General features: G+C 50.2%; 16 protein-coding genes, 1 tRNA gene and 1 other RNA gene. 10 read left to right on the plus strand and 8 right to left on the minus strand.

Features of this window, described 5'->3' with window-relative positions; all coding sequences use genetic code 11:
- Positions 1-807: 807 nt before the first annotated feature.
- Together PKI34_07045 and PKI34_07050 are read right to left on the minus strand one after the other, a co-directional pair.
- Positions 808-881, minus strand: a tRNA-Met gene (locus PKI34_07045).
- A 119-nt stretch (positions 882-1,000) separates the two neighbouring features.
- On the minus strand, positions 1,001-2,101 hold the full coding sequence (locus tag PKI34_07050) for a hypothetical protein (protein HNS17558.1): 1,101 nt from the start codon (positions 2,099-2,101) through the stop codon (positions 1,001-1,003).
- A 243-nt stretch (positions 2,102-2,344) separates the two neighbouring features.
- On the opposite strand from PKI34_07050, the gene PKI34_07055 reads away from it, so the two are divergent.
- The 7 genes from PKI34_07055 to PKI34_07085 all read left to right on the plus strand — a co-directional run bounded on the left by PKI34_07055 (position 2,345) and on the right by PKI34_07085 (position 14,631).
- On the plus strand, positions 2,345-5,023 hold the full coding sequence (locus PKI34_07055; protein HNS17559.1) for a tryptophanase: 2,679 nt from the start codon (positions 2,345-2,347) through the stop codon (positions 5,021-5,023).
- Between the two features lie 90 nt (positions 5,024-5,113).
- Complete coding sequence (locus PKI34_07060) at positions 5,114-6,166, plus strand: Sb-PDE family phosphodiesterase (GenBank protein HNS17560.1); 1,053 nt, start codon at positions 5,114-5,116, stop codon at positions 6,164-6,166.
- A 17-nt stretch (positions 6,167-6,183) separates the two neighbouring features.
- Positions 6,184-8,037, plus strand: a complete 1,854-nt coding sequence (locus PKI34_07065; protein HNS17561.1) for a glycoside hydrolase family 13 protein — start codon at positions 6,184-6,186, stop codon at positions 8,035-8,037.
- Positions 8,038-8,176: 139 nt separating this feature from the next.
- Positions 8,177-11,206 carry a TonB-dependent receptor gene (locus PKI34_07070; GenBank protein HNS17562.1) on the plus strand — a complete coding sequence of 1,010 codons (3,030 nt, stop codon included), beginning with the start codon at positions 8,177-8,179 and terminating at the stop codon, positions 11,204-11,206.
- A 21-nt stretch (positions 11,207-11,227) separates the two neighbouring features.
- Positions 11,228-12,811 (plus strand): RagB/SusD family nutrient uptake outer membrane protein, encoded by a 1,584-nt coding sequence (locus PKI34_07075; GenBank protein ID HNS17563.1) that lies wholly within the window; start codon positions 11,228-11,230, stop codon positions 12,809-12,811.
- A 25-nt stretch (positions 12,812-12,836) separates the two neighbouring features.
- Positions 12,837-13,973, plus strand: coding sequence for a SusF/SusE family outer membrane protein (locus PKI34_07080; protein HNS17564.1), 1,137 nt, complete (start codon positions 12,837-12,839; stop codon positions 13,971-13,973).
- 211 nt (positions 13,974-14,184) lie between these two features.
- Complete coding sequence (locus PKI34_07085) at positions 14,185-14,631, plus strand: hypothetical protein (protein ID HNS17565.1); 447 nt, start codon at positions 14,185-14,187, stop codon at positions 14,629-14,631.
- 31 nt (positions 14,632-14,662) lie between these two features.
- Here the strand turns inward: PKI34_07085 and PKI34_07090 are convergent, their stop codons facing one another.
- From PKI34_07090 to PKI34_07105, 4 genes are all read right to left on the minus strand, one after another.
- A complete protein-coding gene (locus PKI34_07090) occupies positions 14,663-16,333 on the minus strand; it encodes a putative transporter (GenBank protein HNS17566.1) in 1,671 nt (556 codons plus the stop codon).
- Positions 16,334-16,396: 63 nt separating this feature from the next.
- Positions 16,397-17,113: a peroxiredoxin gene (locus PKI34_07095; protein HNS17567.1), complete on the minus strand. Its 717-nt coding sequence runs from the start codon at positions 17,111-17,113 to the stop codon at positions 16,397-16,399.
- Between the two features lie 109 nt (positions 17,114-17,222).
- Positions 17,223-18,689: a catalase gene (locus PKI34_07100; GenBank protein ID HNS17568.1), complete on the minus strand. Its 1,467-nt coding sequence runs from the start codon at positions 18,687-18,689 to the stop codon at positions 17,223-17,225.
- 26 nt (positions 18,690-18,715) lie between these two features.
- On the minus strand, positions 18,716-19,141 hold the full coding sequence (locus PKI34_07105) for a transcriptional repressor (GenBank protein HNS17569.1): 426 nt from the start codon (positions 19,139-19,141) through the stop codon (positions 18,716-18,718).
- A 219-nt stretch (positions 19,142-19,360) separates the two neighbouring features.
- On the opposite strand from PKI34_07105, the gene speA reads away from it, so the two are divergent.
- The 3 genes from speA (at position 19,361) to PKI34_07120 (ending at position 22,275) form a co-directional block, all read left to right on the plus strand.
- Positions 19,361-21,253, plus strand: coding sequence for a biosynthetic arginine decarboxylase (gene speA / locus PKI34_07110; protein ID HNS17570.1), 1,893 nt, complete (start codon positions 19,361-19,363; stop codon positions 21,251-21,253).
- Positions 21,254-21,317: 64 nt separating this feature from the next.
- Positions 21,318-21,629, plus strand: coding sequence for a zinc ribbon domain-containing protein (locus PKI34_07115; protein HNS17571.1), 312 nt, complete (start codon positions 21,318-21,320; stop codon positions 21,627-21,629).
- A 124-nt stretch (positions 21,630-21,753) separates the two neighbouring features.
- On the plus strand, positions 21,754-22,275 hold the full coding sequence (locus PKI34_07120) for a hypothetical protein (GenBank protein ID HNS17572.1): 522 nt from the start codon (positions 21,754-21,756) through the stop codon (positions 22,273-22,275).
- Positions 22,276-22,378: 103 nt separating this feature from the next.
- On the opposite strand, the gene PKI34_07125 is transcribed toward PKI34_07120, so the two are convergent.
- Positions 22,379-23,341 (minus strand): ATP-binding protein, encoded by a 963-nt coding sequence (locus PKI34_07125; protein ID HNS17573.1) that lies wholly within the window; start codon positions 23,339-23,341, stop codon positions 22,379-22,381.
- Between the two features lie 240 nt (positions 23,342-23,581).
- Positions 23,582-23,980: a transfer-messenger RNA gene (gene ssrA, locus PKI34_07130) on the minus strand.
- Positions 23,981-23,985 lie beyond the last annotated feature (5 nt).

Genomic DNA, 23,985 nt, shown 5'->3' on the forward strand with positions numbered 1-23,985 from the left:
CTATCACGTACGGTTCTGTGAGAGGCTGGGGCTGAAATGCCCCGGCCTACTCGGCGCCCCGAGCGCAGCGAGGGGTCATCCCTGCGAAAGCAGGAATCAATGGATTAATTGATTCATTGAATTCCGCCGCAGGCGGAAAAAGCACGAGAAGCACAGAGCTCGAGGGGCGTACGGATCCCTCGCTGGCGCTCGGGATGACGGCGCGGGGAAACATTTAACAGGTCCCTCGCTGCGCTTCGGGATGACGATGCGTGGTAACATTTAACAGGTCCCTCGCTTCGCTTCGGATTGACGATGCGTAAAAGTAAACAGATCCCTCGTTACACTCGGGATGACGGCGTTTGATACATTAAAGAAGGAAGCGGCGCGGCACACCATTGAAAATTTCAGATGAGTGCCGCGCCGCTTTATTTGCCCTTTCCCACGGTCGTCATCCCGAACGCAGTGAGGGATCCGTTTACCCCTTCCCCGCACCGTCATCCCGAGCTCCGCGAGCGACCTTCACCGTGCGTCAACCCCGAGCGCAGCGAGGGGTCATCCCTGCGAAAGCAGGAATCAATGGATTAATTGATTCATTGAATTCCGCCGCAGGCGGAACCAAGACGCAGATCCATAATCATCATTTCCATTTGTAATCAATTCCTGCGCTGGAGAATCCCTAAAACATAAGGGAGTACATTCTTTCCACCCTACTTTATTTCCTTAATCCACAGGTATTTAATGTAAGGATGAAGGATATTTGATGAAGGATGAAAAATGAAAAGCCTGTAAGTCATTAATTTACAGGCTTTTATTGTTAAAATAGGGTAGCGAGGAGGGGAATTGAACCCCTGACCTTCGGGTTATGAATCCGACGCTCTAACCACCTGAGCTACCTCGCCGGAAAAGGTGCGCAAAAATACAAAAATTAATTGTCATTCATAGTCATTGGTTGTCGTTCGTTATTATTCAGTGATAAATTGTCAAATTGTCAAATTGTTGACTGCTGACTGCTTAGGGATTACCAGAAGAACGTCGTCTGTGCCATCCGTGACATTCCGATGCTTTTATTGTCGAGAAAAATTTCCGCATGGAGATAGATCATATGGCCTGCGTTTGACAGGGGAAGATTCAGGGCATAATAGGGCATGGTCATTGCCAGTTCGTTCAGGTAATACTGCCGGCTGGGTACGCGCCTGACAGCAGAAGAGGTGACGGCATAGCCAAGCGAATCACAATACACTGCATCACCTTCGATTCCGGGCAGGGGACGGCGGTAGTTGTCAAAAAAATGGATGCCGATCCGGACATCATGGCCCACAGCCTGTTCCAGTAAACCCATCAGGGAAATATGCATCACCGGCTCTGCGCTGTTACCGGTGACACTGTGCTCCACCACCAGCTTGTCAAGCAGCAAACGATGAGCTCCCGCCGGCGACAGGTCCGACTCCTTCCCGTCGTAAAGATAGATTACCCTGTAATCAAATGCTCCCTCCCTGCTGATCTCAATGGCGAACGCTCCAAAGGCAACGTCGTCCGCTGAAGGATCTTCATCCGGATCCTGAACGAGAAGTGATCCTGACGCAGTGGTCAGGTTACCCCCGGAGGCAGCCTCAATGACCTGATTTACTTTAAAAAGATCAGGGGATGACTGTTCCCAGTAAAAGGAAAGGTCAGGCCAGTTGTCCAATCCAGTGGAGCTTCCACCAGTGAATCTCACCCTGACTTCTTCATTTTGCCCAACTGCTTCGGTTGCATTGCGAAAACATTCAAGCACTCCCCTGACGGAATCGATCACCGGATAGCTGAAAACCTCCACATCCACGCTTTTGCCCTCCTCCAGGTCCTTTACGGATCGTGCAAACTGCCATCCGACACGGAATGCCTGCCTGCAATCACGGTTGCCCTGGGGTGTCAGGTAAAATATCAGGCTACCTCCCAGCGAATCAAGCTGCTCAATGACGGGTCCGCCGGTAATGAAGGAGTCATAGACAGGCACTTCCTTATAATCGTTTATGATATGGGCCAGCGTCCAGTGGGTGTATTCAACGCTTGACTGGCCTTGGCTTTTTACATTAACCAGACTGATCGCTGCCAGGAAAAGAAAAAGAAATTTTTTCACAGATAACGGATTACAGAATCATTCAGACCGCAGGATATTCAAATCTGCCCAAAGGTACGGGGATATTTATCAAAAATCATGAGAACAAAGGTGAAAAAAGTTCACAATTTGATCGTATTTCTGAAATTTTGTTAAATTTGAAAGACTTATCCGCTGTGGTTGATAACAGGCTTCTGCGTTGATGAATTCAAACATAATATATTATCTACACGTTAATTACTGTTATTTATAAGAGAAAGGAAAATGATGACATTGCACGAGCCTTATAAAATCAAATCGATCAGGAACATCCGGTTCAAGAGCCTGCCGGACAGGAAAAAGGCCCTGAGGAATGCCGGTTATAATGTTGATCTGCTACCCTCCAATCAAGTGGCTTTCGACATGGTCACACAGGGCAGCTCTGCCATGAGCCAGGAACAGCTTGGCAATCTTTTCATCGGGGATGAAGCCTATGCCGGTGCAAGAAATTTTTACCGTCTCAACGATTCAGTGCGGGATGTGTTCGCCATTGACAGTGTTTGTCCGGTCCACAATACGTTCGGAGGATTGAAATTACTCAGTTACGTACATCTCACTCACCGGAAGATCGTGGCGGGAAATACGACGATGCCTTTCCCGACATTCAGGGCATTCGGGGGTGACTGCCAATTGCTTGGCACGGCTGCAGTGCCCCTCTACCCGGGTAACATTGATCTGTCGGGCCTTCGGCAGTTTCTGGAAAAGAACAGGAGCAAAGTGGCCCTGATCTATATGGATCTGCAGGGCGAAGGGTATCGGCCCGTTTCACCCGGAAATCTCCAGGAGATCAAAAAGCTCGCAGATGCTCACCAGGTGAAGCTGATCATGGATGCTTCCTGCATCGTTGAAGCAGCGTATTATGTTCTTCAGCATGATCCTGTATTCAAAAACAGCGATCTTGGCTCCGTGATCAAATTACTGGCTGCATCCTGTCATACGGTCCTGTTTGATGGAGGACAGGATTCCCTGAGTAACGTCGGTGGATTCCTTGCCTCACACGATCCGAAGGATCACGAACATTATCAGAATACAGTCGTCGTATTTGAGGGGCTGCATACCTATGGGGGCATGGCTGGCAGGACCATGGAAGTGGTGGCCACCGGCCTCAGGGAAATGTCAGATCCATTGCACGCCCAGTGGACCGACCACCAGGTGTCTGTTTTGGCAGAGGCGCTCGATAAGGGTAACGTGCCCTATATCCGGGGGTTTAACGGAGTGTACCTTCGTGCCGATCAGTTTCTTCCCGATGCCGGACCGGCGGCGGCAGAGACCGTTGCTGCGGCGCTGTACCTGAGTTCCGGCATACGGTGTCATCTGGAGGAGAATTATAAAAATGACAACTTATTGCCTGTACTCATTCCGCGCAGGGCATTGATGAGTACCCAGGTGGAACAGATCGGGGATGCCATTGTGAAACTATATGAACAGCGGGCGCTTGTCTCCCCGCTGGATCCTGTCAACCAGCCTGTCTTCACCTTTGAGGCCTGCTTTGAATGGATCGCCCCGGAACTGGAATCTTATCGTTTTACCTGCGAACCCTATACGATCCATTCCATTGAGCACGTCGGGATGGATACGCGTGAACAACGCCTCAAAGCGATGAAAGAGGCAGGTTACAATACCTTCCTGCTCAAATCGGAGGATGTGACCATCGATTTCCTGACCGATTCGGGAACCAGCGCGATGAGTGTCGAGCAGTGGATGGCCTACCTGCGGGCAAAAGAAACCCCGGCCACCCCGGATGCCTACCTGGACATTGTATCGACCGCCCAGAAAATTTACGGGCATAAGTATATCATCCTGACCCATCAGGGACGGGCGGCAGAACATATCATGTCGCAGATGTTCATCAAACCGGGCGACTATGTCCCCGGCAACATGTACTTCACCACCACCAGGGAACATCAGGAAATGGCCGGGGGAACTTTTGTGGATGTCATCGTTGATGAAGCCCATCAGACAGCTTCCACTTTTCCCTGGAAGGGGAATGTTGACCTTGCCAAGATGGAGACCCTTTATGAAAAAGCAACAGCCGAAGGCAGGAAGCTTTCCTACCTCTCCTATGAGTTCAATGTTAACCTTGCCGGGGGGCAGCCGGTGTCGATGACGAACATCAAGGAGGTGTACACCTGGTGCAAGGCGAGGAACATTCCGGTATTCTTTGATGCCACGCGCTGCGCCGAGAACGCCTGTTTCATACAGCGGAACGACCCTGTGTACAGGAATGTACCGGTTGCCGACATCCTCCTGGAGATGTTCAGCTATGGCGACGGCGCCACCATTTCCAGCAAGAAGGACATGCTGAGCAACCTGTCGGGCTCCCTGCTTTTCAGGGACAATGAGCAATGGTACCGGAAGGGGCTTCAGATGCTCCGCATCTTTGAAGGGACGTATTGCAGCGGAGGCACCTCGGCCGGTGACATGGCTGCACACGCACAGGGACTTCGCGAAATGGTAGATGATGCGTACATCAATTCCCGCATCGAGCAGACCGCCTACCTGGGAGAGCTGCTGCATAAGGCAGGCATTCCCATTGTGCTGCCCTATGGAGCACATGCAATCTTTCTGGATGCACGCGCATTCCTTTCACACCTCGACCAGGATCAGTTTCCCTCACAGATGCTGGCAGCACAGCTTTTCGTCGAAACAGGCGTGCGGGCCATGGAACGCGGCAACGTCAGCAAAGGACGCAATCCCGTCACAGGGCAGAATTTTCGCCCCGCCCTGGAACTGGTCCGTCTGACCATCCCCAGACGGGTCTATACACGCGACCATATGAAAGCAGTCGCGGAGGGGATCATCCGTCTCTACGAACAGCGGCACACCATCCGCGGATTGCAGTTCACCTACGAACCTGAACATCTGCGCTTTTTCCAGGGAAGGTTTAAGGAGGTTGGGGAATGAGAGGAGAGAGGAGAGAGGAGAGAGGAGAGAGGAGAAATGAGAAATATTGTTCTATATTTATTCCTGTATATTATCACGGGTTGTGTATGGATGCCTGGCAAAGTTGTTTCCCAGCAGCTCGTCCGCAAGGAGATCCATTTTCCGGATATCCTGGGCTACCATACCCTTAAATGCTACTTACACATCCATACTGTGTTTTCCGATGCTTATGTCTGGCCTGATGTGAGGATATGGGAAGCCTTCCGGGAAGGGCTGGATGCCATTGCAATCACAGATCATCTTGAATATCAACCTCATAAGAAGTACGTAGATACTGCAAGCAATAATGCCTGGGAACTGATGAAGCCCGCGGCTGACCAGTTGAATATACTGTTAATACGCGGTGCGGAGGTGACACGGAAAATGCCGCCCGGCCATTTGAATGCATTGTTCATTGAAAACGCAGATTCGGCTGACGATCCGGACTATGAAAAGACCCTGCGGGGACTGGCTGATCAGGGTGCCTTCATTTTCTGGAATCATCCGGGCTGGATCGCCCAGGCAAAGGATGGGATCCGTTGGTACGATGTTCATACGGACCTTCTGGCCAAAAACCTGATCCACGGGATCGAAGTGGGCAATTACGGCGAATGGTATCCCGAGGCACTGCAATGGTGCATGGACAAGAACCTTACGGTCCTCTGCAACTCGGATATCCATGAACCTTCGGAGATCTACAGGGAATATGCGGGTGTGAAACACCGGCTGGTGACCCTGGTTTTTGCCAGAGAACGTACTATTGAATCCATACGGGAAGCCTTGCTGGCTCATCGCACGGCAGGCTGGTTCGAAGATACGCTGATCGGGCAGGAAACCTGGCTCAGGGAACTGTTCATGAAATCCGTCACCCTTGGCAAACCTTTCAATCTGACCGACAAGGAACGCTCCTACTACCTGACGAATACATCGGATGTCAATTATACACTGACAGCGGGAACCGAATCCGGGGAATCCATGGCACCCCGGCGGATCTTCCTGCCTGCAAATGCAACCATCCTCCTGCGTGTCAGCGGCAAGGGTGACCAGCCGTACACTGTGACTTACACCGTTGCCAATTGTTTTATCCGGGGCCGGGAGAATCTGACGGTCACCTGGGAACTGTGAAACCATTAACAATCAACATGAGACGACTCACCTGCCTGGCCATCTGTTTTTCATTATGGATACCCCTTTCTTTTGCTGATGGCTATTCCCTGAAACGCGTGGAACCTCCGTCCTGGTGGATCGGGATGCATGATCCCGTTTTACAGCTGATGGTCTGCGGCGAACAAATCGCAGACCTTACCCCGGTGATCAGATATCCGGGAGTGAGGATCCAGCGGACAGAACGTACAGGGAATCCGAACTACCTGTTCATTACATTGAAGATCAGTCCGGATGTGAAACCGGGACGCTTCGATATTTTGTTTCAGAAGGATAAAACGACGCAAGTTTTATGGCATTATGAGCTATGGGAGAGGGAACCAGGTTCCGCCCAGCGGATTGGATTCGGCCCTTCGGATGTCATCTACCTGGTCACCCCCGACCGCTTTGCCAACGGTGATCCTTCCAACGATGAGGTCAGCGGATACCCCGACAAGCTGAACAGGGATGACAGGGATGGCCGCCATGGAGGCGACCTGAAGGGGATCATCGACCACCTGGATTATATCGCCGGCATGGGATTTACAGCCCTCTGGCTGAACCCGGTGCTGGAGAACAACATGCCCCGGACCTCTTATCACGGCTATGCGATCACGGACTTTTACAGGGTGGACCCCAGGTTTGGTTCCAACGAACTCTATGCACAGCTGGGTGAAATGGCATCACGCAAAGGGATCAAGCTGATCATGGATATGGTGGCCAATCATTGCGGATCAGAACACTGGTGGATGAAGGACCTTCCTTCGGAAGACTGGATCCACGGAGGCGGGGAATTCTTCAGCACCAACCATATGCGGGCAACGGTCCAGGATCCTTATGCTTCTCCATCGGATAAAATGATGTTCCCTGATGGCTGGTTCGTTAAGTCCATGCCCGACATGAACCAGCAGAATCCTTTCCTGGCAACCTACCTGATCCAGAATTCGGTCTGGTGGATCGAGTATGCACACCTTGCCGGCATTCGGCAGGATACCTACTCCTATCCGGACAAGGACTTCATGAGCGAATGGTCGTGCAGACTGATGGCCGAGTATCCCCAGTTGAACATTGTCGGCGAAGAATGGAGCGTGAATCCCGCCCTTGTTTCCTACTGGCAAAAAGGAAAAGTGAACCGCGATGGTTACACGTCCTGCCTGCCAAGCCTCATGGACTTTCCTTTGCAGCAGGCCCTGGTTAAAGGTCTTGTTGAAAATGACGCCATCTATTCCGATGGACTGATCCGGTTATATGAAACCCTGGCGAATGATTTTCTGTATGCTGATCCGGGCAACCTGGTCATTTTTGCGGATAACCACGACATGAGCCGTTTTTTCACCCAGGTTGATGAGGATGTTGATCTTTTTAAGATGGGTCTGGTTTATATCCTGACGGTGAGAGGCATACCACAGGTTTATTACGGAACGGAAATAGCGATGAATAATCCCGGAACCAGCGATCACGGAATCATCCGGAGTGACTTCCCGGGTGGCTGGGAGAGCGATACGGTTGATGCCTTTTCGGGGAAAGGACTGACTCAGCAGCAGACAGACATTCAGGATTTTACGAGGAAATTGCTCCGTTGGCGCCAAAATCATCCCGTCATTCACGACGGATCCCTGGTACATTACGTCCCCAATAATGGTATATATGTTTACTTCCGTTATACGAAGGATCAGACGGTCATGATCGTGATGAATAAGAACAATGTTCCTGTTACCCTTGGCACACAACGATTCAGTGAGGTAACAGGTGATTTTCATTCCGGAAAGGATGTTTTGACCAAAAAAGAATACCTTCTCAACGATCTGGTGGTCCCGGCCAGAGAGGCGCTCATCCTTGAGCTTCAAAAGTAATTCCTGCGGCCGGTTTTTGAATCACTTATCAAATTTTTAATAAATTTGTGATTTTTTAGCATTGATCTTTGAATAAAATTGATTTATAGCATTTTATATTTTATACTCAAACAATAGTCACTTAATTAAATCAATCATCATGGGAAAAATGTTACTGTCGAAGCGATACATCTTTCTGATGCTGCTTTTTTTTACCTATCTGGCAGGATACGCTCAGGGAGGTGATGTCACCGGGGTGGTGACCGATGCTGCGGATGGGACGACCTTGCCAGGGGTGACCGTCGTCATCAAGGGAACGACCATGGGTACGATTACGGATGACAATGGATCTTACCGGATCCGGGTTGAATCCTCCAACACGGCCCTGATCTTCTCATTCATTGGTTTTGAGAGCCAGGAGATCGTTGCTCAGCCCAACACCGTTGTCAACGTTGGCCTGGTCACCAAATCCACGGTCTTGCAGGAGCTGGTGGTCATCGGCTACGGTGTCCAGAAAAAGGAGGACGCTACGGGGTCGGTTTCCGCTGTTTCGGTCAAGGACTTCAATAAGGGTCTCGTTACGACTCCGGCCGGATTGATAACCGGTAAAATAGCCGGTGTACAGATCACAAGTGGCGGAGGAGCACCCGGAGAGGGATACCTCATTCGAATCCGCCAGGGTTCTTCTCTTTCAGCCAGTAATGATCCCTTGATCATCATTGATGGCGTACCCATGGACAATGAGGGGGTTTCCGGTGCCAGGGGCTCGCTCAGCATGTTCAATCCAAATGATATTGAAACCTTTACCGTGCTGAAGGATGCTTCTGCCACAGCCATTTACGGTTCACGGGCATCCAACGGAGTTATCCTGATCACTTCCAAAAAAGGTCAAAAAGGAAGTAAAATCAAGCTGAACTACACTGGCAGTTTTTCTCTTTCCACAGTACCCAATATGGTCAATGTGCTGGGGGCAACAGAATATAAGGCCCTCCTGAACAAACGATATGCTGAAAACGAAACCGTATTGTCGATGCTTGGCAACGACAATACGGACTGGCAAAATGAAATCTATACGAATGCATTTGGTATGGATCATTACCTGAGCGCTTCCGGGACGGTCGATAATCTTCCCTATCGAATTTCGTTGGGTTATTCCGATCAGGATGGCATCCTGAAAACAGACAATTTGAAAAACACCACGATCTCAGCCTCTTTGAATCCAACGCTGTTCGACGACCATCTGAAGATTGACTTCAACATGATGGGTATGTTCCTGAAGAACCATTTTGCCGACCAGGGCGCCATTGGAGCTGCCATCCAGTACGATCCGACAAAGCCCATTACTTCCGATTCGGTTTACACGGTCCATTACAATGATGCCAATGGAAATCCTCAGACCATGACGACAGACTACGGCGGGTATTATGCATGGACCCAGGCTTCAACCGGAGCCCCGGTATCACAGGGATCTTCCAATCCTGTCGCTTTGCTGGAACTCAGGGATGATGAATCGAATGTGAACAGGCTGGTCGGTAATATCCAGCTGGATTATAAGTTTCATTTCCTGCCGGACCTCAGGGCCAACCTGAACCTGGGTTACGATCATTCGTTGAGCGATGGCAATGTGTATGTTCCGGAGTATGCGCCCTGGTCCTATGATCCGGTCAACGGAGGAGGTGTCAGTACAACATACGACCAGGAAAAGAAAAACGAGGTGCTGGATTTCTATCTGAATTATGCCAAAGACCTTCCATCAGCCAAGAGCGCCTTCAATATCATGGCCGGTTACTCCTGGCAGCATTACTGGAGGAGAGGATCCAATTATTCCACGAACCTGAAAGGAACAGTTGTCACCGATGACTCCGATTACGAGACGGAAAACTACCTGGTATCCTTTTTCGGCAGGTTCAATTATACTTTGCTTGACAGGTACCTGCTGACATTCACCTTGCGTGATGATGGAACCTCCCGGTTCTCCGAGGATACGCGCTGGGGGTTGTTTCCATCTCTGGCCCTGGCATGGAAGATCGTTGACGAACCGTTCATGCAGAATGCAAACGTCCTGTCGCAGCTCAAACTCCGGGCCGGATGGGGCATCACGGGGCAGCAGAACCTGGGACAGGGTGACTATCCTTACCTGCCCAGGTACACCTACAGCCAGATGAATGCAGCTTATCTTTTCGGCAGTACTTATTACCAGACCCTGCGGCCGGAAGGATATGACATCAATCTGAAATGGGAGGAGACCACCACCTGGAACCTCGGACTGGATTATGGTTTTGCCAGGGATAAATTTTACGGTTCGTTAGACTTTTACTACCGGCAGACCGCCGATCTGATCAATTTCATCCCGGTACCCGCCGGGTCCAACCTGACCAACTATATCCTGACCAATATCGGAGATATGGACAACAAGGGCGTTGAATTTTCCATCAACACACGTCCCGTAGCAAAGAAGGATCTTTTCTGGGAGATCAACCTGAATGCCACCTACAACACCAGCGAGATCACAAAACTGACTGCCACCGATGACCCGAACTATCTCGGCGTGCTTGTCGGTGGAATTTCCGGTGGCGTGGGCAATACCATCCAGGTTCACAGTGTTGGTTACGCTCCCAGTTCCTTCTATGTGCTGGAGCAGATCTATGATCCCAATGAAAATCCCCTGGAAGGTACGTTTGTCGATCAGGACGGAGATGGCTCAGGTCAGACGGACAAGGACCGCATTCATTATAAAGATCCGGTTGCGGATTTCTATTTTGGCATTGGATCCAGCCTTCAGTACAGGAATCTGGGATTCTCATTTTCCGGAAGGGCCAACTTCGGAAACTGGGTCTACAACAACGTCAAATCCGAAAATGCTGTCTGGGAGAGAATGTACCGTCCCGAAGGGCCCTACCTTGGCAACGTAACTTCGGAAGTTGTACAAGTCGACTTTGATTACCCATGGTACTGGTCAAGCTATTATATCGAAAACGGTTCGTTCTTCCGGATGGACAACATCACGCTCAATTACACCTTTGACCAGCTTTTCAAGGAAAAGGCGAGCCTTATGCTGTCAGCTACCGTCAACAATGCCTTTGTGATCACCAACTATACCGGCCTGGACCCGGAAGTCAGCAACGGGATCGATAACAGGCTCTATCCGCGCCCCCGCGTTTATGTACTCGGCGTCAGCCTGACATTTTAATAACCGTTAAAAAGGATTAACATGAAAAAAATATTCGACATATCCCTGTTCATTGCGGCAGGTATGATCGTGTTCACCTCCTGTGTGAAGGACCTGGATACCGTACCTCTTGACAAGGATGAAGTGACTGCTGCATCTGTGTATGATGACACAAATTCCTACAAGCAGGTCCTCGCCAAGCTTTATGCAGGACTTGCCGTTTCGGGACAGATAGGCCCTCACGGAGCGGGCGACATCAGTGGCATTGATGAAGGCTTCGGTCAGTATCTGAGAGGTTACTGGTATCACCAGGAGCTGACAACGGACGAAGCGGTCATGTCGTGGAGTGACCAGACCATCAAGGATCTGCACTGGCAGACCTGGGGTACCAGCGATGTGTTCATTGCGGCCATGTACTACCGGATCTTTTATCAGATCTCCATTTGCAACGAATATATCCGGGAGACCTCTGAGGGTAAACTGTCGGAGCGTGGAGTCAGCGGAAAGCTCAGGACAGAAGTGGAGCATTACCGGGCTGAGGCACGGTTTCTCCGTGCCCTGAGCTACTGGCATGCACTGGATCTGTTTGGAAATGTTCCATTTGTGACGGAAGAGGATCCGGTTGGTTCATTTTTTCCGAATCAAATCCAACAAGCCGACCTTTATGCCTATATAGAATCCGAACTGCTCGCCATTGAGAATCTGATGGTGGAAGCCCGGCAGAATGAGTACGGCCGGGCCGATAAGGCTGCTTTATGGATGCTGCTGGCCAAACTCTATCTTAACGCAGAGGTGTACACCGGCCAGCCGAAATATACCGAGTGCCTGACCTACTGCAAAAACATCATCAATGCCGGTTACACGCTGGAGCCGGAATATCAGAACCTGTTCCTGGCCGATAACGACCACCTGGATGAGGTCGTTTTCGCAGTGCCTTTCGACGGGACCTACACCAGGACGTGGGGAGGCACAACCTTCATCATCTGTGCGGCAGTGGGAGGAACGATGAACCCCACTGAATTCGGCATCGAAGGCGGCTGGGGCGGAACACGGACAACAAAAGCCTTTGTTCAGAAATTCACGGATATTACGGGCACTACCGACAGCCGGGCCATGTTTTACACCGACGGCCAGAACCTTGAAATCAATGATGTTGGATTCTTTACGGAAGGGTATGCGATCACCAAGTTCAGGAACGTGAAACGAGACGGCGCCCCGGGATCCAATCTGACGTATACGGATACCGATTTCCCGATGTTCAGGCTGGCCGATGTTTATCTGATGTACGCAGAAGCAGTATTACGCGGCGGTTCAGGCGGTGACAACGGAACGGCCATCGGATATGTGAATCAGTTGAGGGAAAGGGCCTACGGTAACGCAACAGGAAATGTTGCGAACATTGATCTTGGCTTTATCCTGAATGAACGGGCACGTGAACTCTACTGGGAATGCCACCGCAGAACCGACCTGATACGGTATGGACTGTTCACTGGCGGGGATTACCTCTGGCCCTGGAAAGGGAAAACGATGGATGGAATGGCCACAGCTGAAAAATACAACTTGTTCCCGATCCCCTCATCCGATCTGACAGCTAACCTGAACCTGAAACAGAATCCGGACTATTAAGATCACTTTAAAACGAAAATACCCTATGAAAAAACTGGTATATAGCATCATTGCACTCACAGGATTCATCTTTTTTACAGCCTGTGAAGAGGAACTACGGGATCCGAAACTGGACATGAGCAAGACGGTGAAGTCGTCCATCCTATCCCCTTCAAGCGGATCATCCCTGGTCCTCTTAAAGGAATTAGCCGACAGCGTAGTTGAATTTAGATGGTCGGATACAAAATACGACCTCGGAAATCTGGAATCTACCAAGTACATCCTGCAGATGGACTTTGCCGGGAAGAATTTTACAGATCCGATGGATCTGGTAAGTACGACCGGACTCACGTATGAGACAACCATAGCCCAGGTGAACAACCAACTACTGGGAGTTTTGGAGCTGGAACCGGATATCGCCTATGATTTTGACTACAGGATAAAAGCGTTTCTGAATACGTACAGTGAATATTCGGTCGTGTATTCCGATGTGATCACCCTTGCGATCACGCCCTATTCCGAGATCATCTATGTCAAACCCATTTACCTGATCGGCGATGCGACGGACATTGACTGGGACAACACCCAGGCGATCCCGATGGAACACATCGGCAGCGGCAAGTTCGCCCGGGTGGAGTACCTGGACGCGGCCGGCGACTGGTTCAAGTTCCTTTCGATGCTGGGCGCCTGGGCACCGCAGTGGGGAACCGATGCCACCGGTACCCTGGAGTCAGGCCCGCTGGTTTACCGGCCCGATGAGGCCACAGCCGATCCACCAGCCGTACCCATGGGAACCGTATCCGGAGATTACTACATCGAAGCCGATACCCTGCTGCTGGAATACAAAACATTTTTGACCTCCGGTGAACTATACCTGATCGGTGACGCCACATCAGCCGGATGGGACAATACAGCCGGGCTGAAAATGACCGAAGGTCCCGACCATGTGTTTACCATCACCACCAACCTGCTGGGCGGAGGCGCTCTCAAGTTCCTGGAAGTTCCCGGACAATGGGCTCCGCAATGGGGAACCAATGAAAAGGGTAATTCCAAAAAGGGTCTGATGGTCTACCGACCCACGGAAAGTGTCCCGGATCCTCCGGGCATTCCGGGCCCCTCAGCTGGCTCGTACAAGGTCACCGTCGACCTGACAAAGATGGCCTATACCATCGAAGCGCCCTGAGCGATATCTGATGAACGGTTAACCGATATCTGATATTTGATTTAAATCCCAAATCAAATCCCAAATCAAATCCCAAATCAAATATCGGTTAATCGTTAATCAGATATCCGTACGCTTTCATAATGAATACTATATTTTATAATTTTGACGTTTAATAGGTGAAAATACGTAATTAACTTTATTACATTTTATTAATTTAAAGCAAGTAGCCATGAGTAAACGTGATGTGTATATCGAAAAATTGAAAAAACAGCTGGACAAGTGGGATGGTGAACTGGATGAGCTGGAAGTGAAAGCCGGCCAGGCGAAGGAAAGCGCAAAGGTCAAATATGAGGAAAAAATGAAGGACCTGAAGGTGAAGAAGGATAAGATGGCGAAGGAAATGAACGATATCATGGATGCCGGTGAGGACAAATGGGAAGATTTCAAGGACAAAGCAGGCGATGCGTGGTCAGCTCTGAAGGGTGGTTTTGCAAAAGCAGCTGAAGCTTTCAGGAAAGATGATGAGGTAAAGCCGGTAGCTAAAAATAAAACCGTAACGGCTAAAAAGACCCCGGCAGTGAAACCGGCTTCAGCAAAAGCTCCTAAAGCAAAGGCAGCACCTGCAAAAGCTCCGAAAGCCAAAACAGTAACTGCCCGGCCCAAAGCGAAGAAATAAATCTTCTCTTCAGCCAACACGACGCTTCTTTTTACACAAAAAGGATAATAAGCATCTGGGCAACAAGGATACGAAGGAACATGGTCAGGGGATACACCGTTGCATAGGTGATCGAAGGGGCGTCGGTGGTGGCGATGGAATTGGCATAGGCGAGAGCAGGAGGATCGGTAGTGCTGCCAGCCAGGAGACCGCAGATCTCTATGTAATTCATCTTCATTCGTTTCCGGGCAAAAAATCCGACCAGCACCAGGGGTGTCAGGGTAATGATGGCTCCATATCCCATCCAGACAAATCCTTCCCCTGAGACCAGGGTTGGAATGAATTGATCACCTGCTTTGATTCCGACACTTGCCAGGAACAGGACAATGCCGATTTCCCTGAGCATCAGGTTGGCACTCGGTGTTGTATAGGAAACAAGGGATATCTTATACCCGAAGTTGCTGACCAGGATGGCGATGATCAACGGCCCTCCGGCTAGTCCCAGGCGTATGGGAATGGGAATGCCGGGGACAACGATCGGGATGCTGCCAAGCATCACACCCAGAAGAATTCCGATAAAAATGGGTACAAGATTGGGTTCGTTGAGCCGTTTCAGCGAATTTCCAAGCACACCGGCCACCCGGTCGATGTGGTCTTCTTCTCCTACCACCGCAAGTTTATCACCGATCTGCAGCCTCAGGTTGGGATTGGCGACGAATTCAATGCCAGCCCTGCTGATTCGCGTGATGTTAACGCCATAGTTGGATCGTAGCCGCAAGGATCCCAGGGTCTGACCTGCCATTTTAGTCCGGGTCACGATCACCTGCTTCGACATCAGCTTACACGGCACAGTCCGAACATCCAATGCACTTTCTTTCCCGATATGTCGTACAAGCGCACGGTGATTGGCCCGGGATGAAGTGATGAGAACAATGTCCCCTCCCATCAGAATGGTGTCTTTGTCGGGGAAAATGATCTCGCCTTTCCTGTAAAGCCTTGAAAAGATGACCTCCATTTTCAGTTCCGGTACAACGTCAATGATTTTCCGTCCATACAGTGCCGGGTTGGTTACTTCGATAAAGATCTGGTCGGGTAATTCCTCAATGGGAAACTTCAGTTTATTGAAGGTATCAATTTCCGAGTCAATATGGATCCTGAACACCGATTTGATCAGGATCATGCTGAGGATGATTCCCATGACCCCAAAAGGGTAGGCCACTGCATATCCCAGGCCGATATCCGGAATGTCGGTATCAAGGCCTGTGGCTTTAAGCTGGTTGAGTGTTTCCTGTGCGGCTCCCAGTCCGGGTGTGTTGGTCACAGCGCCCGACATGATACCCACGGCAACAGGCATCGAAATGTTCCCGAGATAGTGCACCAGGATGGTTATACCTGCGTGAAGAGCAATGATCGTCAAGGCCAGCAGGTTCAGCCGGGTGCCTCCATAGCGGAGCGAGGAAAAGAATCCGGTGCCGACCTGAAGACCAATGGAGTAGACAAACAGGATCAATCCGAAGTCCTTGGCAAATTCCAGCACAAGATGATGAATGGATAATCCCAGGTGCCCGATGAGGATTCCCACAAAGAGCACCAGGGTGATACCCAGGCTTATCCCGTAAACCTTAACCTTACCGAGTCCGATGCCCATGGCTATCACCATACTGTAAACGACGACAGCATGGGCAACGGAATCGTTGGTGAAAAGATCAATCAGCCACTGCATCGCTCAAAATTTCCGGCAAATTTCCGGATTTTATCGATGCTCAAATGTCAGTGACCAGGAAAATTATTTCTTCAGTGCCTCGAACACTTTATCCTTCGGTAGTTTTTTCGTGCAGAAGAACCAGTCGTAACAGGTCATTTCACCCTCTTTCCCTTCCATCCGGTTTTTTGCGGTACCGCAGGAGCCAGCTGTGGGAACGATCACGTCGTCGCCCGGGCGCCAGTCGGCCGGCGTGGCAATGCCGAAACTGTCGGCGGCCTGAAGTGCGATCAAAACGCGCAGCAGCTCATCAAAGTTCCTGCCCAGGCTCAGCGGGTAGTAAATGATCGTCCGGATGATTCCTTTTGGGTCGATGAAGAAGACAGCCCTGACGGCTTTGGTATTGCTTTCACCCGGCTGGATCATGCCATATTTGTTGGCCACTTCCATGGTGATGTCCTCGATCAGGGGGAAGGTCACCTCGATATCTTTCATCCCTTTGTAAGTGATCTTTTCCTTGATGGTCCTGAGCCACGCAATATGGCTGTAGAGGCCGTCGACCGACAGTCCGACCAGCTTGCAATTGAGGTCGTTGAACTGTTTTTCCATGTGGGCGAAGGTCATGAATTCAGAAGTGCATACTGGCGTGAAATCGGCCGGATGGCTGAATAATATGACCCAGCTGCCTTGGTAGTCTTCCGGGAAATTGATGGTTCCCTGTGTGGTAATCGCTTTGAATGACGGTGCCGGATCATTGATCCTGGGCATCGAAACGACGGTTTGTTCTTGTTTTGTTTCCATAATGTTTAAGTTAAATTGTTAAACTGATAAATTGATAAATTGTCAAATTGTTAAACTGTTAAATTGTACCTTTTTTAATGAAGTTATTAATTAATTATATTTCAATGAATTACGATTTGAATGATACGCCAAGCCCTTCTGCAACCCTGGCGGCCAGTTCGGGATCGGCTTTGTGGAAGTGGTGCAGTTGCCGGTTGATGATCTCCAGGCGCTTGTCGCCCTTGATCCCGCTCATGGAGCCCACCAGGTTGCTGATGGTGTTCCGTCGTTCCTGTTGGGTCATCACTTTGCTGAAAAGCATTCCCGGCTGGGTAAAGTGATCATCATCGTTTTCATTGCGGTCGTACCAGTCGGCCACCGGGGAATCCAGTTTCTGAGCCGGTTCCTTGTAGCTCTGATTCGTCTGGATGTCATCAAAGCTGTTGGGGAAGTAGTTCGGCTTGTCGTTACCGTTCTCATCCACGCGCATAGACCCGTCGCGCTGGTAATTGCTGACTTCCGTGATGGGCCTGTTAACAGGAATCTGCTCATAGTTGGCTCCCAGGCGGTAGCGGTGTGCGTCGGGGTAGGAGAGAAGCCGCCCCTGCAGCATCTTATCGGGTGAATACCCGATGCCATCCACTACGTGGGCTGGCGCAAAGGCCGACTGTTCAACATCCCTGAAATAATTGGACGGGATCTCATTGAGTTCCAAAACACCCACATCCATGAGTGGATATTCGCCATGCGGCCAGACCTTGGTCAGGTCAAAAGGATTCCAGCGGAAGGTTTTGGCCTGTTCTTCGGTCATGACCTGTATCTTCATCGCCCATTTCGGAAAATCTTTGTTGTCGATCGCCTGTACCAGGTCACGCTGCGCCCAGTCGGGATCTTTACCCTTCATCGCTTCGGCTTCCGGTCCCGTGAAGTTTTTGATTCCCTGCATCGTTTTCAAGTGGAACTTCACCCAGAAACGCTCTCCTCTGGCATTGTACAGGGAGAACGTATGACTCCCGTAACCGTTGGTATGCCTGTAGCTGTAGGGGGTGCCACGGTCGCTGAACAGGATAAGCACCTGGTGAAGGCTTTCAGGATTCAGGCTCCAGAAATCCCACATCATGGTCGCGCACTTCAGGTTGGTACGGGGATCCCGTTTCTGTGTATGGATAAAATCGCTGAACTTCTTGGGATCCTTGATGAAGAAGACAGGGGTGTTATTTCCGACCAGGTCCCAGTTTCCATCAACGGTGTAGAATTTAATGGCGAAACCGCGGGGATCACGTTCGGTATCCGCACTGCCTTTTTCTCCGCCAACGGTCGAGAACCGGAGAAATACGCGGCACTCATTGCCGGTCTTGCTGAAAAGTTTTGCCCGTGTATAGTGTGAGATGTCGTGTGTCACCGTGAATTTACCGAATGCACCCGTTCCCTTGGCATGTACGACACGCTCCGGGATGCGTTCGCGGTTAAAATGTGCCATCTTTTCGTGAAGAATGTAATCTTGCAGGAGGACCGGGCCCCTTGGGCCGACAGTCTGGCTGTTCTCGTTTTCCACATAGGGCCTGCCGGATGCAGTTGTAAGTTTTTTCTTTGCCATGGTTATGTGTTGTAAGTCAAGGATGTTTAGGTTAGTTGATCGTTGAATTTTCCGATGATCTGAAGTTTAATATCCCTTATTTGAAAGTGGGGGATTTGTTTTCTTTCAAAATATTCTTTCAAAAGCGCATCCAGTTCTTCATCAAAATAATCTTCTATTTTTTCTGAATCGGTACAGTAGAGGTGATGATGCTTCATCCTGACTGAATCGTACCTCATAAAATCCTTTTCCGTTTTTACCCTTTCCAGGATGCCTTTCCCGACAAAGGTCTCCAGTGTTTTATATACCGTACCCAGGGCGATGTTGGGATTGCTGCGGTGGATGTACTGCTGAACTTCCTCTGAGGATGGGTGTCCGTGTAGCTGGCAAACCGCTTTCAGCACCGCCAACCGCTGGGGAGTGACCCTTAGGTTGCTGTTAACAAGTATTTCTTTAAGGTCGTTCGTTTTCATAGATAACGATTCATAAATAGGAATAATTCCTAATTAATTTTATGCAAAATTAATAATAATTATTATATATGAATCATTTAATATGAAATTATTTTGACTTTTATTGTTCAGGCAGGTACGTGAGGGGGGATCCTTTGGGATTAAGTTCGCTTTCAGGTGAAGAGTTTGTGATTACTTATACTATATTTGCGGTAGAAATCACTTTATCATTCTTCATCCATGAGAAAATGGCAAATTGAGGATTCGGTTGAATTGTACAACATTAACGGATGGGGTGTCAATTACTTTTCGGTCAATGAAAAGGGTCAGGTGGACGTAACGCCAAAGATCACAGGAGTAAAGGTCAATTTAAAGGAGCTGATCGACGAGCTGGTGCTGCGTGATGTTTCCACTCCCATCCTGTTGCGGTTCACCGACATTCTGGACACCAGGATTGAAGAGATGTCCAGTTGTTTCCGGCTGGCTTCGGAGGAATATGGATACAAGGGCCAAAATTTCATTATCTATCCCATCAAGGTCAACCAGATGCGTCCCGTGGTCGAAGAGATTGTCGGGCACGGCAAAAAGTTCAATATCGGACTGGAAGCCGGTTCCAAGCCCGAGCTCCATGCCGTGATCGCGCTGAACACCGATGCAGAGTCGATCATTATCTGCAATGGTTACAAGGATGAGGATTACATTGAGCTTGCACTGCTTGCTCAAAAGATGGGACGTCGCATCTTTCTGGTCGTTGAGAAGCTCAATGAATTGAAGCTGATCGCCAGCATTGCACGGCGCCTGAAGGTCAAGCCCTCCATCGGTATCCGGATCAAGCTGGCCAGTTCAGGCAGCGGCAAGTGGGAGGAGTCAGGAGGGGATGTGAGTAAATTTGGCCTGACCTCCAGTGAGTTGCTGGAAGCGCTGGAATACCTCAAACGCAGTGGCATGAAGAATTGCCTGCGTCTGATCCACTTTCACATAGGCAGCCAGGTGAACATGATCCGCCGGGTGAAGATCGCTTTAAGGGAAGCGTCCCAGTTTTATGCCCAGATCTATCAGCAGGGTTTTCATGTGGAATTTGTAGATATCGGGGGCGGCCTGGGGGTGGACTACGACGGCACACGGTCGTCAAGCAGCGAGAGCAGTGTCAACTACACGATTCAGGAATATGTGAACGACGCGGTTTCCACCATAGTGGAGATCAGCCAGAAAAACAAGATCCCCCATCCCAACATCATAACCGAATCGGGCCGGAGCCTTACCGCTCACCATTCCGTCCTTATCTTCGAAGTGCTGGAAACAGCAACGCTGCCATCCTGGAATGATGATGATGAAGTAACAGAACATGACCACGAGCTTGTCAGGGAGTTGTACAAAACCTGGGACCGCCTGAATCAGCCCCGGTTGATGGAAACCTGGCACGATGCCCAGCAGATCAGGGAAGAGGCACTGGACCTGTTCAGCCTTGGCATGCTGGACCTGAAGACCAGGGCTCAGATTGAACGGTTGTTCTGGTCGATAGCAAGGGAAATCAACCAGATGGTTTACAAGACAAAGCACATTCCGGAGGAGTTGCGCTATCTGCCCAAATTGCTCTCCGATAAGTACTTTTGTAATTTTTCCCTGTTTCAGTCCCTGCCAGATGCATGGGCCATTGATCAGATCTTTCCCATCATGCCTATTCAGCGGCTGGATGAACGGCCCGACAGAACCGCCACGCTGCAGGACATCACCTGTGACTCTGATGGCAAGATCGATAATTTCATTTCCACGCGGAATGTTTCTTACAACCTGCCTGTACATTCTCTCAAAGCCAATGAACCCTACTATATCGGTGTTTTTCTTGTGGGAGCCTACCAGGAGATTCTGGGCGATCTTCATAATCTTTTCGGTGATACGAATGTGGTGCATGTTTCCGTGAGGGATAAGGGTTACGAAATTGACCAGATCATTGATGGCGAAACGGTGGCTGAGGTTCTCGACTACGTTCAGTATGATGCCAAGAAGATGGTACGCACGGTCGAGAAGTGGGTCACTTCATCGGTCAAATCGGGATTCATTACTGCGGAAGAGGGGAAAGAGTTTTTGTCAAATTACCGTTCCGGATTGTATGGGTACACGTATCTGGAGTAAGGAGGATTAAACGCGGTACTTACGGTGGATTCACATACCTGATTCACTAAAATATCATCATTCCATGGATTTCGACGAATTTGAAAAGGATGAGCCTGTATCCGGAGGCAAAAAGGGCCGCAAAGGGCGGCAGGATTTTGACGATATGGATGACCTTGGTGATTTCGATGAAGGTCTTCCATCCAAAACCAGAAGAAGGACTTCCAGTGACCCGGAGATTTTTTGTCCAAGTTGCGGAGCCGATATTCCACCCTTTGCGAAACGATGCCCGGAATGCGGTGAACGTTTGGACTTTGGGTCGTTCTGCCATTACTGCGGCGCTGAGGTCAGTCCCGGCGCACGTTTTTGCAGTAATTGCGGGGCGAAGGTTTCCTGAATCATTGAATCTGTCAGAATTTTACCTTTATCTTAAACTTCAGGCATTTTCTGCTTGAAAATCGGATAGGTTTATTTTATATTTGTAAGATTATTAACGTTAATTCCCACTAAATTTCCAATTCATGAAAAAACAAAACTATTTTCTTGCAGCGGGGATGATTTTTTTGTTCCTTGCCATGTTCACACTGAATTATTCCTGCAGGAATGCAGGACAAAAGTCGGCCGAGCAGGCCATGGAGCAGGCCCTGGAACAAGGTACCGGCCAGGATGCGGATGTAGATCTGTCGGAACAGGGAGCCACCATTCAATCCGGTGATGTAACCTCCCATATTGACGCCGGTGCAAACAAATGGCCTGGGGATGCACCCGCAGAGATCCCTGAATTTGCCTTTGGAAAGATTACCGGCGTCACCACCAGCGACCATCCGGAAATGTATATCTGGACCATTGTTTATGAGGAGGTTCCTGCTGATGCATTCAAGAAATACAATGACATTCTCAAAGCAAATGGGATGCAGACCACGTTCATGGATATAGGTGGCCAGGGGGCAAGCATCACCTGTGAATCCGGTGACCTTAACCTTTCCGTCATGGGTGGCGATGGCAACGCGGTTGTGGGCTTTTCAAAGAATAAGGCACAATAGGTCTCAGCACGTACGAAAACGCGAAGGCGAAGGAACTTGGTTGACATCCATCACGCAGGTGTGACGGATAGAGTCAATTCAGTTTCGTATGAAAATGACATGGTCAGACGGCCTCGATAGTGGAAGGGGGCTTTGGGGTGATGTTATAGGTGACGCTAACCACGCCGGGAACACTCCGGATGATCTCCTCCGACAGTTTTTCCAGGGTGTCGAATGAGAGCCTGCTCGGAGTCGCCCTCCTTGCATCGGCACTGTCCCAGCAGCGGATCTCGATCTGCTGGCCGAAGTCACGTTTGCCATTTTGCATCCCCGTTACACGGTCCTGGTGCAGTACGGCCAGGTACTGGAATGCACGGCTTCCTTCCAGAATGCGTTCGACGACGGAGGTTGCTTTACGGATCGTTCCAATCCGTTCGGGTGTTGCTTCACCGATCACGCGTGCCGCAAGGGCAGGGCCGGGGAACGGGATTCGGTCAAAAAGACCGGAAGGAAGTCCCAGCGATTTACCGACCGCCCGCACGCTGTCCTTACGGAGCTCAACCAGGGGTTCGAGTATCCTGTAGCCGAATGCCTGCCGGGGATCAATGCCCAGCTGCTCAAAAACGTTATGCTGACGTTTGATCCCTGCCACTGTTTCGTCAATGTCGGTGAGGATGGTGCCCTGGAGCAGGATCTTCGCCCCGCTCTCCCTGACGGTACGGCCGAAAACATCCTGGTAAAAGGTTCGGGTAATGGCTTCCCGTTTCATTTCCGGGTCGGTGATCCCACTGAGCGCCCTGAAAAATTCCTGCTGAGCCTCAATGACCTCCACATCGATGCCCAGGTCCCTGAAACAGTTCACCACACTCAGCACTTCTCCTTCACGCATGAGCCCATTCTCCACGATCACTGTCCTGAGACTCTTTCCCAGCGCCCTGTGTCCGAGCAGGGTGACCACCGATGAGTCAACGCCGCCCGACAGGGCATTGATGGCAATCCCATCGCCCACCGAACTTTTGATTTCAAGGACCTTTTTGTCGATGAAGCCAGCAGGATCAAGTTCTTTGAATGTAATTTCTTTAGCCATAGATCTTGTTTAATTAAAGAATGATTAACGACCCTGGCCATCCACCTAATCCCTTGCTGACCCACGCCCGACGGTCAGGCAAAGCAAAAATAACAATATTTCAAGTGCATAGGGTTAGAAAAGGGCAAGGCGTACCGGTAATTTTAAGAGATGGGCGTGACTGAAAATGGTGGTCACCATTCGGAGGGATCTAAAGTCCTTGCCGATTCCTAAGGCTGGGGTAGCGATGAGGACTACGAGTTGTGGAGCTGGAGGGAGTCGAACCCTCGTCCAAACAAGGAACAGATGTGCTTTCTACATGCTTATCCGGTTGTTGGTTTTCGGGCAGGATCCGGGAGCCGGCACCCAAATCGTTGCCTTATCCTCTGAAATCTCGCTGCGACATCGAGGCGTTGCCACAGCCAGCCTGAAATTGCGAGCGCCCTGTGCCCCGGCCGGAATCAGGCATCTCCACCGGCAGGACGTCACGCTCCCGGACCTTGTCCGGGATTAAGCCTTCTCTACTAAACTTCGATTAGGCAGCGAGAGCGAAGTTATTTTCGCCAGTTATTGGTTCGCAGAAATTGGTAACGGGTGTGTCTGCATTGCCCGGCATGCTTACATATCCACTCGGCTTGCTGTCAAAACCAGTGCAGCCCCGAAGC

The organism is Bacteroidales bacterium (assembly GCA_035342335.1).
Taxonomy (GTDB): Bacteria; Bacteroidota; Bacteroidia; order Bacteroidales; family JAGONC01; genus JAGONC01.

Excerpts from the sequence above, each read along its gene's own strand:
- PKI34_07055 (HNS17559.1), top strand. The coding sequence starts at position 2,345 with ATGATGACATTGCACGAGCCTTATAAAATCAAATCGATCAGGAACATC.
- PKI34_07060 (HNS17560.1), top strand. The coding sequence starts at position 5,114 with ATGCCTGGCAAAGTTGTTTCCCAGCAGCTCGTCCGCAAGGAGATCCAT.
- PKI34_07065 (HNS17561.1), top strand. The coding sequence starts at position 6,184 with ATGAGACGACTCACCTGCCTGGCCATCTGTTTTTCATTATGGATACCC.
- PKI34_07070 (HNS17562.1), top strand. The coding sequence starts at position 8,177 with ATGGGAAAAATGTTACTGTCGAAGCGATACATCTTTCTGATGCTGCTT.
- PKI34_07075 (HNS17563.1), top strand. The coding sequence starts at position 11,228 with ATGAAAAAAATATTCGACATATCCCTGTTCATTGCGGCAGGTATGATC.
- PKI34_07080 (HNS17564.1), top strand. The coding sequence starts at position 12,837 with ATGAAAAAACTGGTATATAGCATCATTGCACTCACAGGATTCATCTTT.
- PKI34_07085 (HNS17565.1), top strand. The coding sequence starts at position 14,185 with ATGAGTAAACGTGATGTGTATATCGAAAAATTGAAAAAACAGCTGGAC.
- PKI34_07090 (HNS17566.1), bottom strand. The coding sequence starts at position 16,333 with ATGCAGTGGCTGATTGATCTTTTCACCAACGATTCCGTTGCCCATGCT.
- PKI34_07095 (HNS17567.1), bottom strand. The coding sequence starts at position 17,113 with ATGGAAACAAAACAAGAACAAACCGTCGTTTCGATGCCCAGGATCAAT.
- PKI34_07100 (HNS17568.1), bottom strand. The coding sequence starts at position 18,689 with ATGGCAAAGAAAAAACTTACAACTGCATCCGGCAGGCCCTATGTGGAA.
- PKI34_07105 (HNS17569.1), bottom strand. The coding sequence starts at position 19,141 with ATGAAAACGAACGACCTTAAAGAAATACTTGTTAACAGCAACCTAAGG.
- speA (HNS17570.1), top strand. The coding sequence starts at position 19,361 with ATGAGAAAATGGCAAATTGAGGATTCGGTTGAATTGTACAACATTAAC.
- PKI34_07115 (HNS17571.1), top strand. The coding sequence starts at position 21,318 with ATGGATTTCGACGAATTTGAAAAGGATGAGCCTGTATCCGGAGGCAAA.
- PKI34_07120 (HNS17572.1), top strand. The coding sequence starts at position 21,754 with ATGAAAAAACAAAACTATTTTCTTGCAGCGGGGATGATTTTTTTGTTC.
- PKI34_07125 (HNS17573.1), bottom strand. The coding sequence starts at position 23,341 with ATGGCTAAAGAAATTACATTCAAAGAACTTGATCCTGCTGGCTTCATC.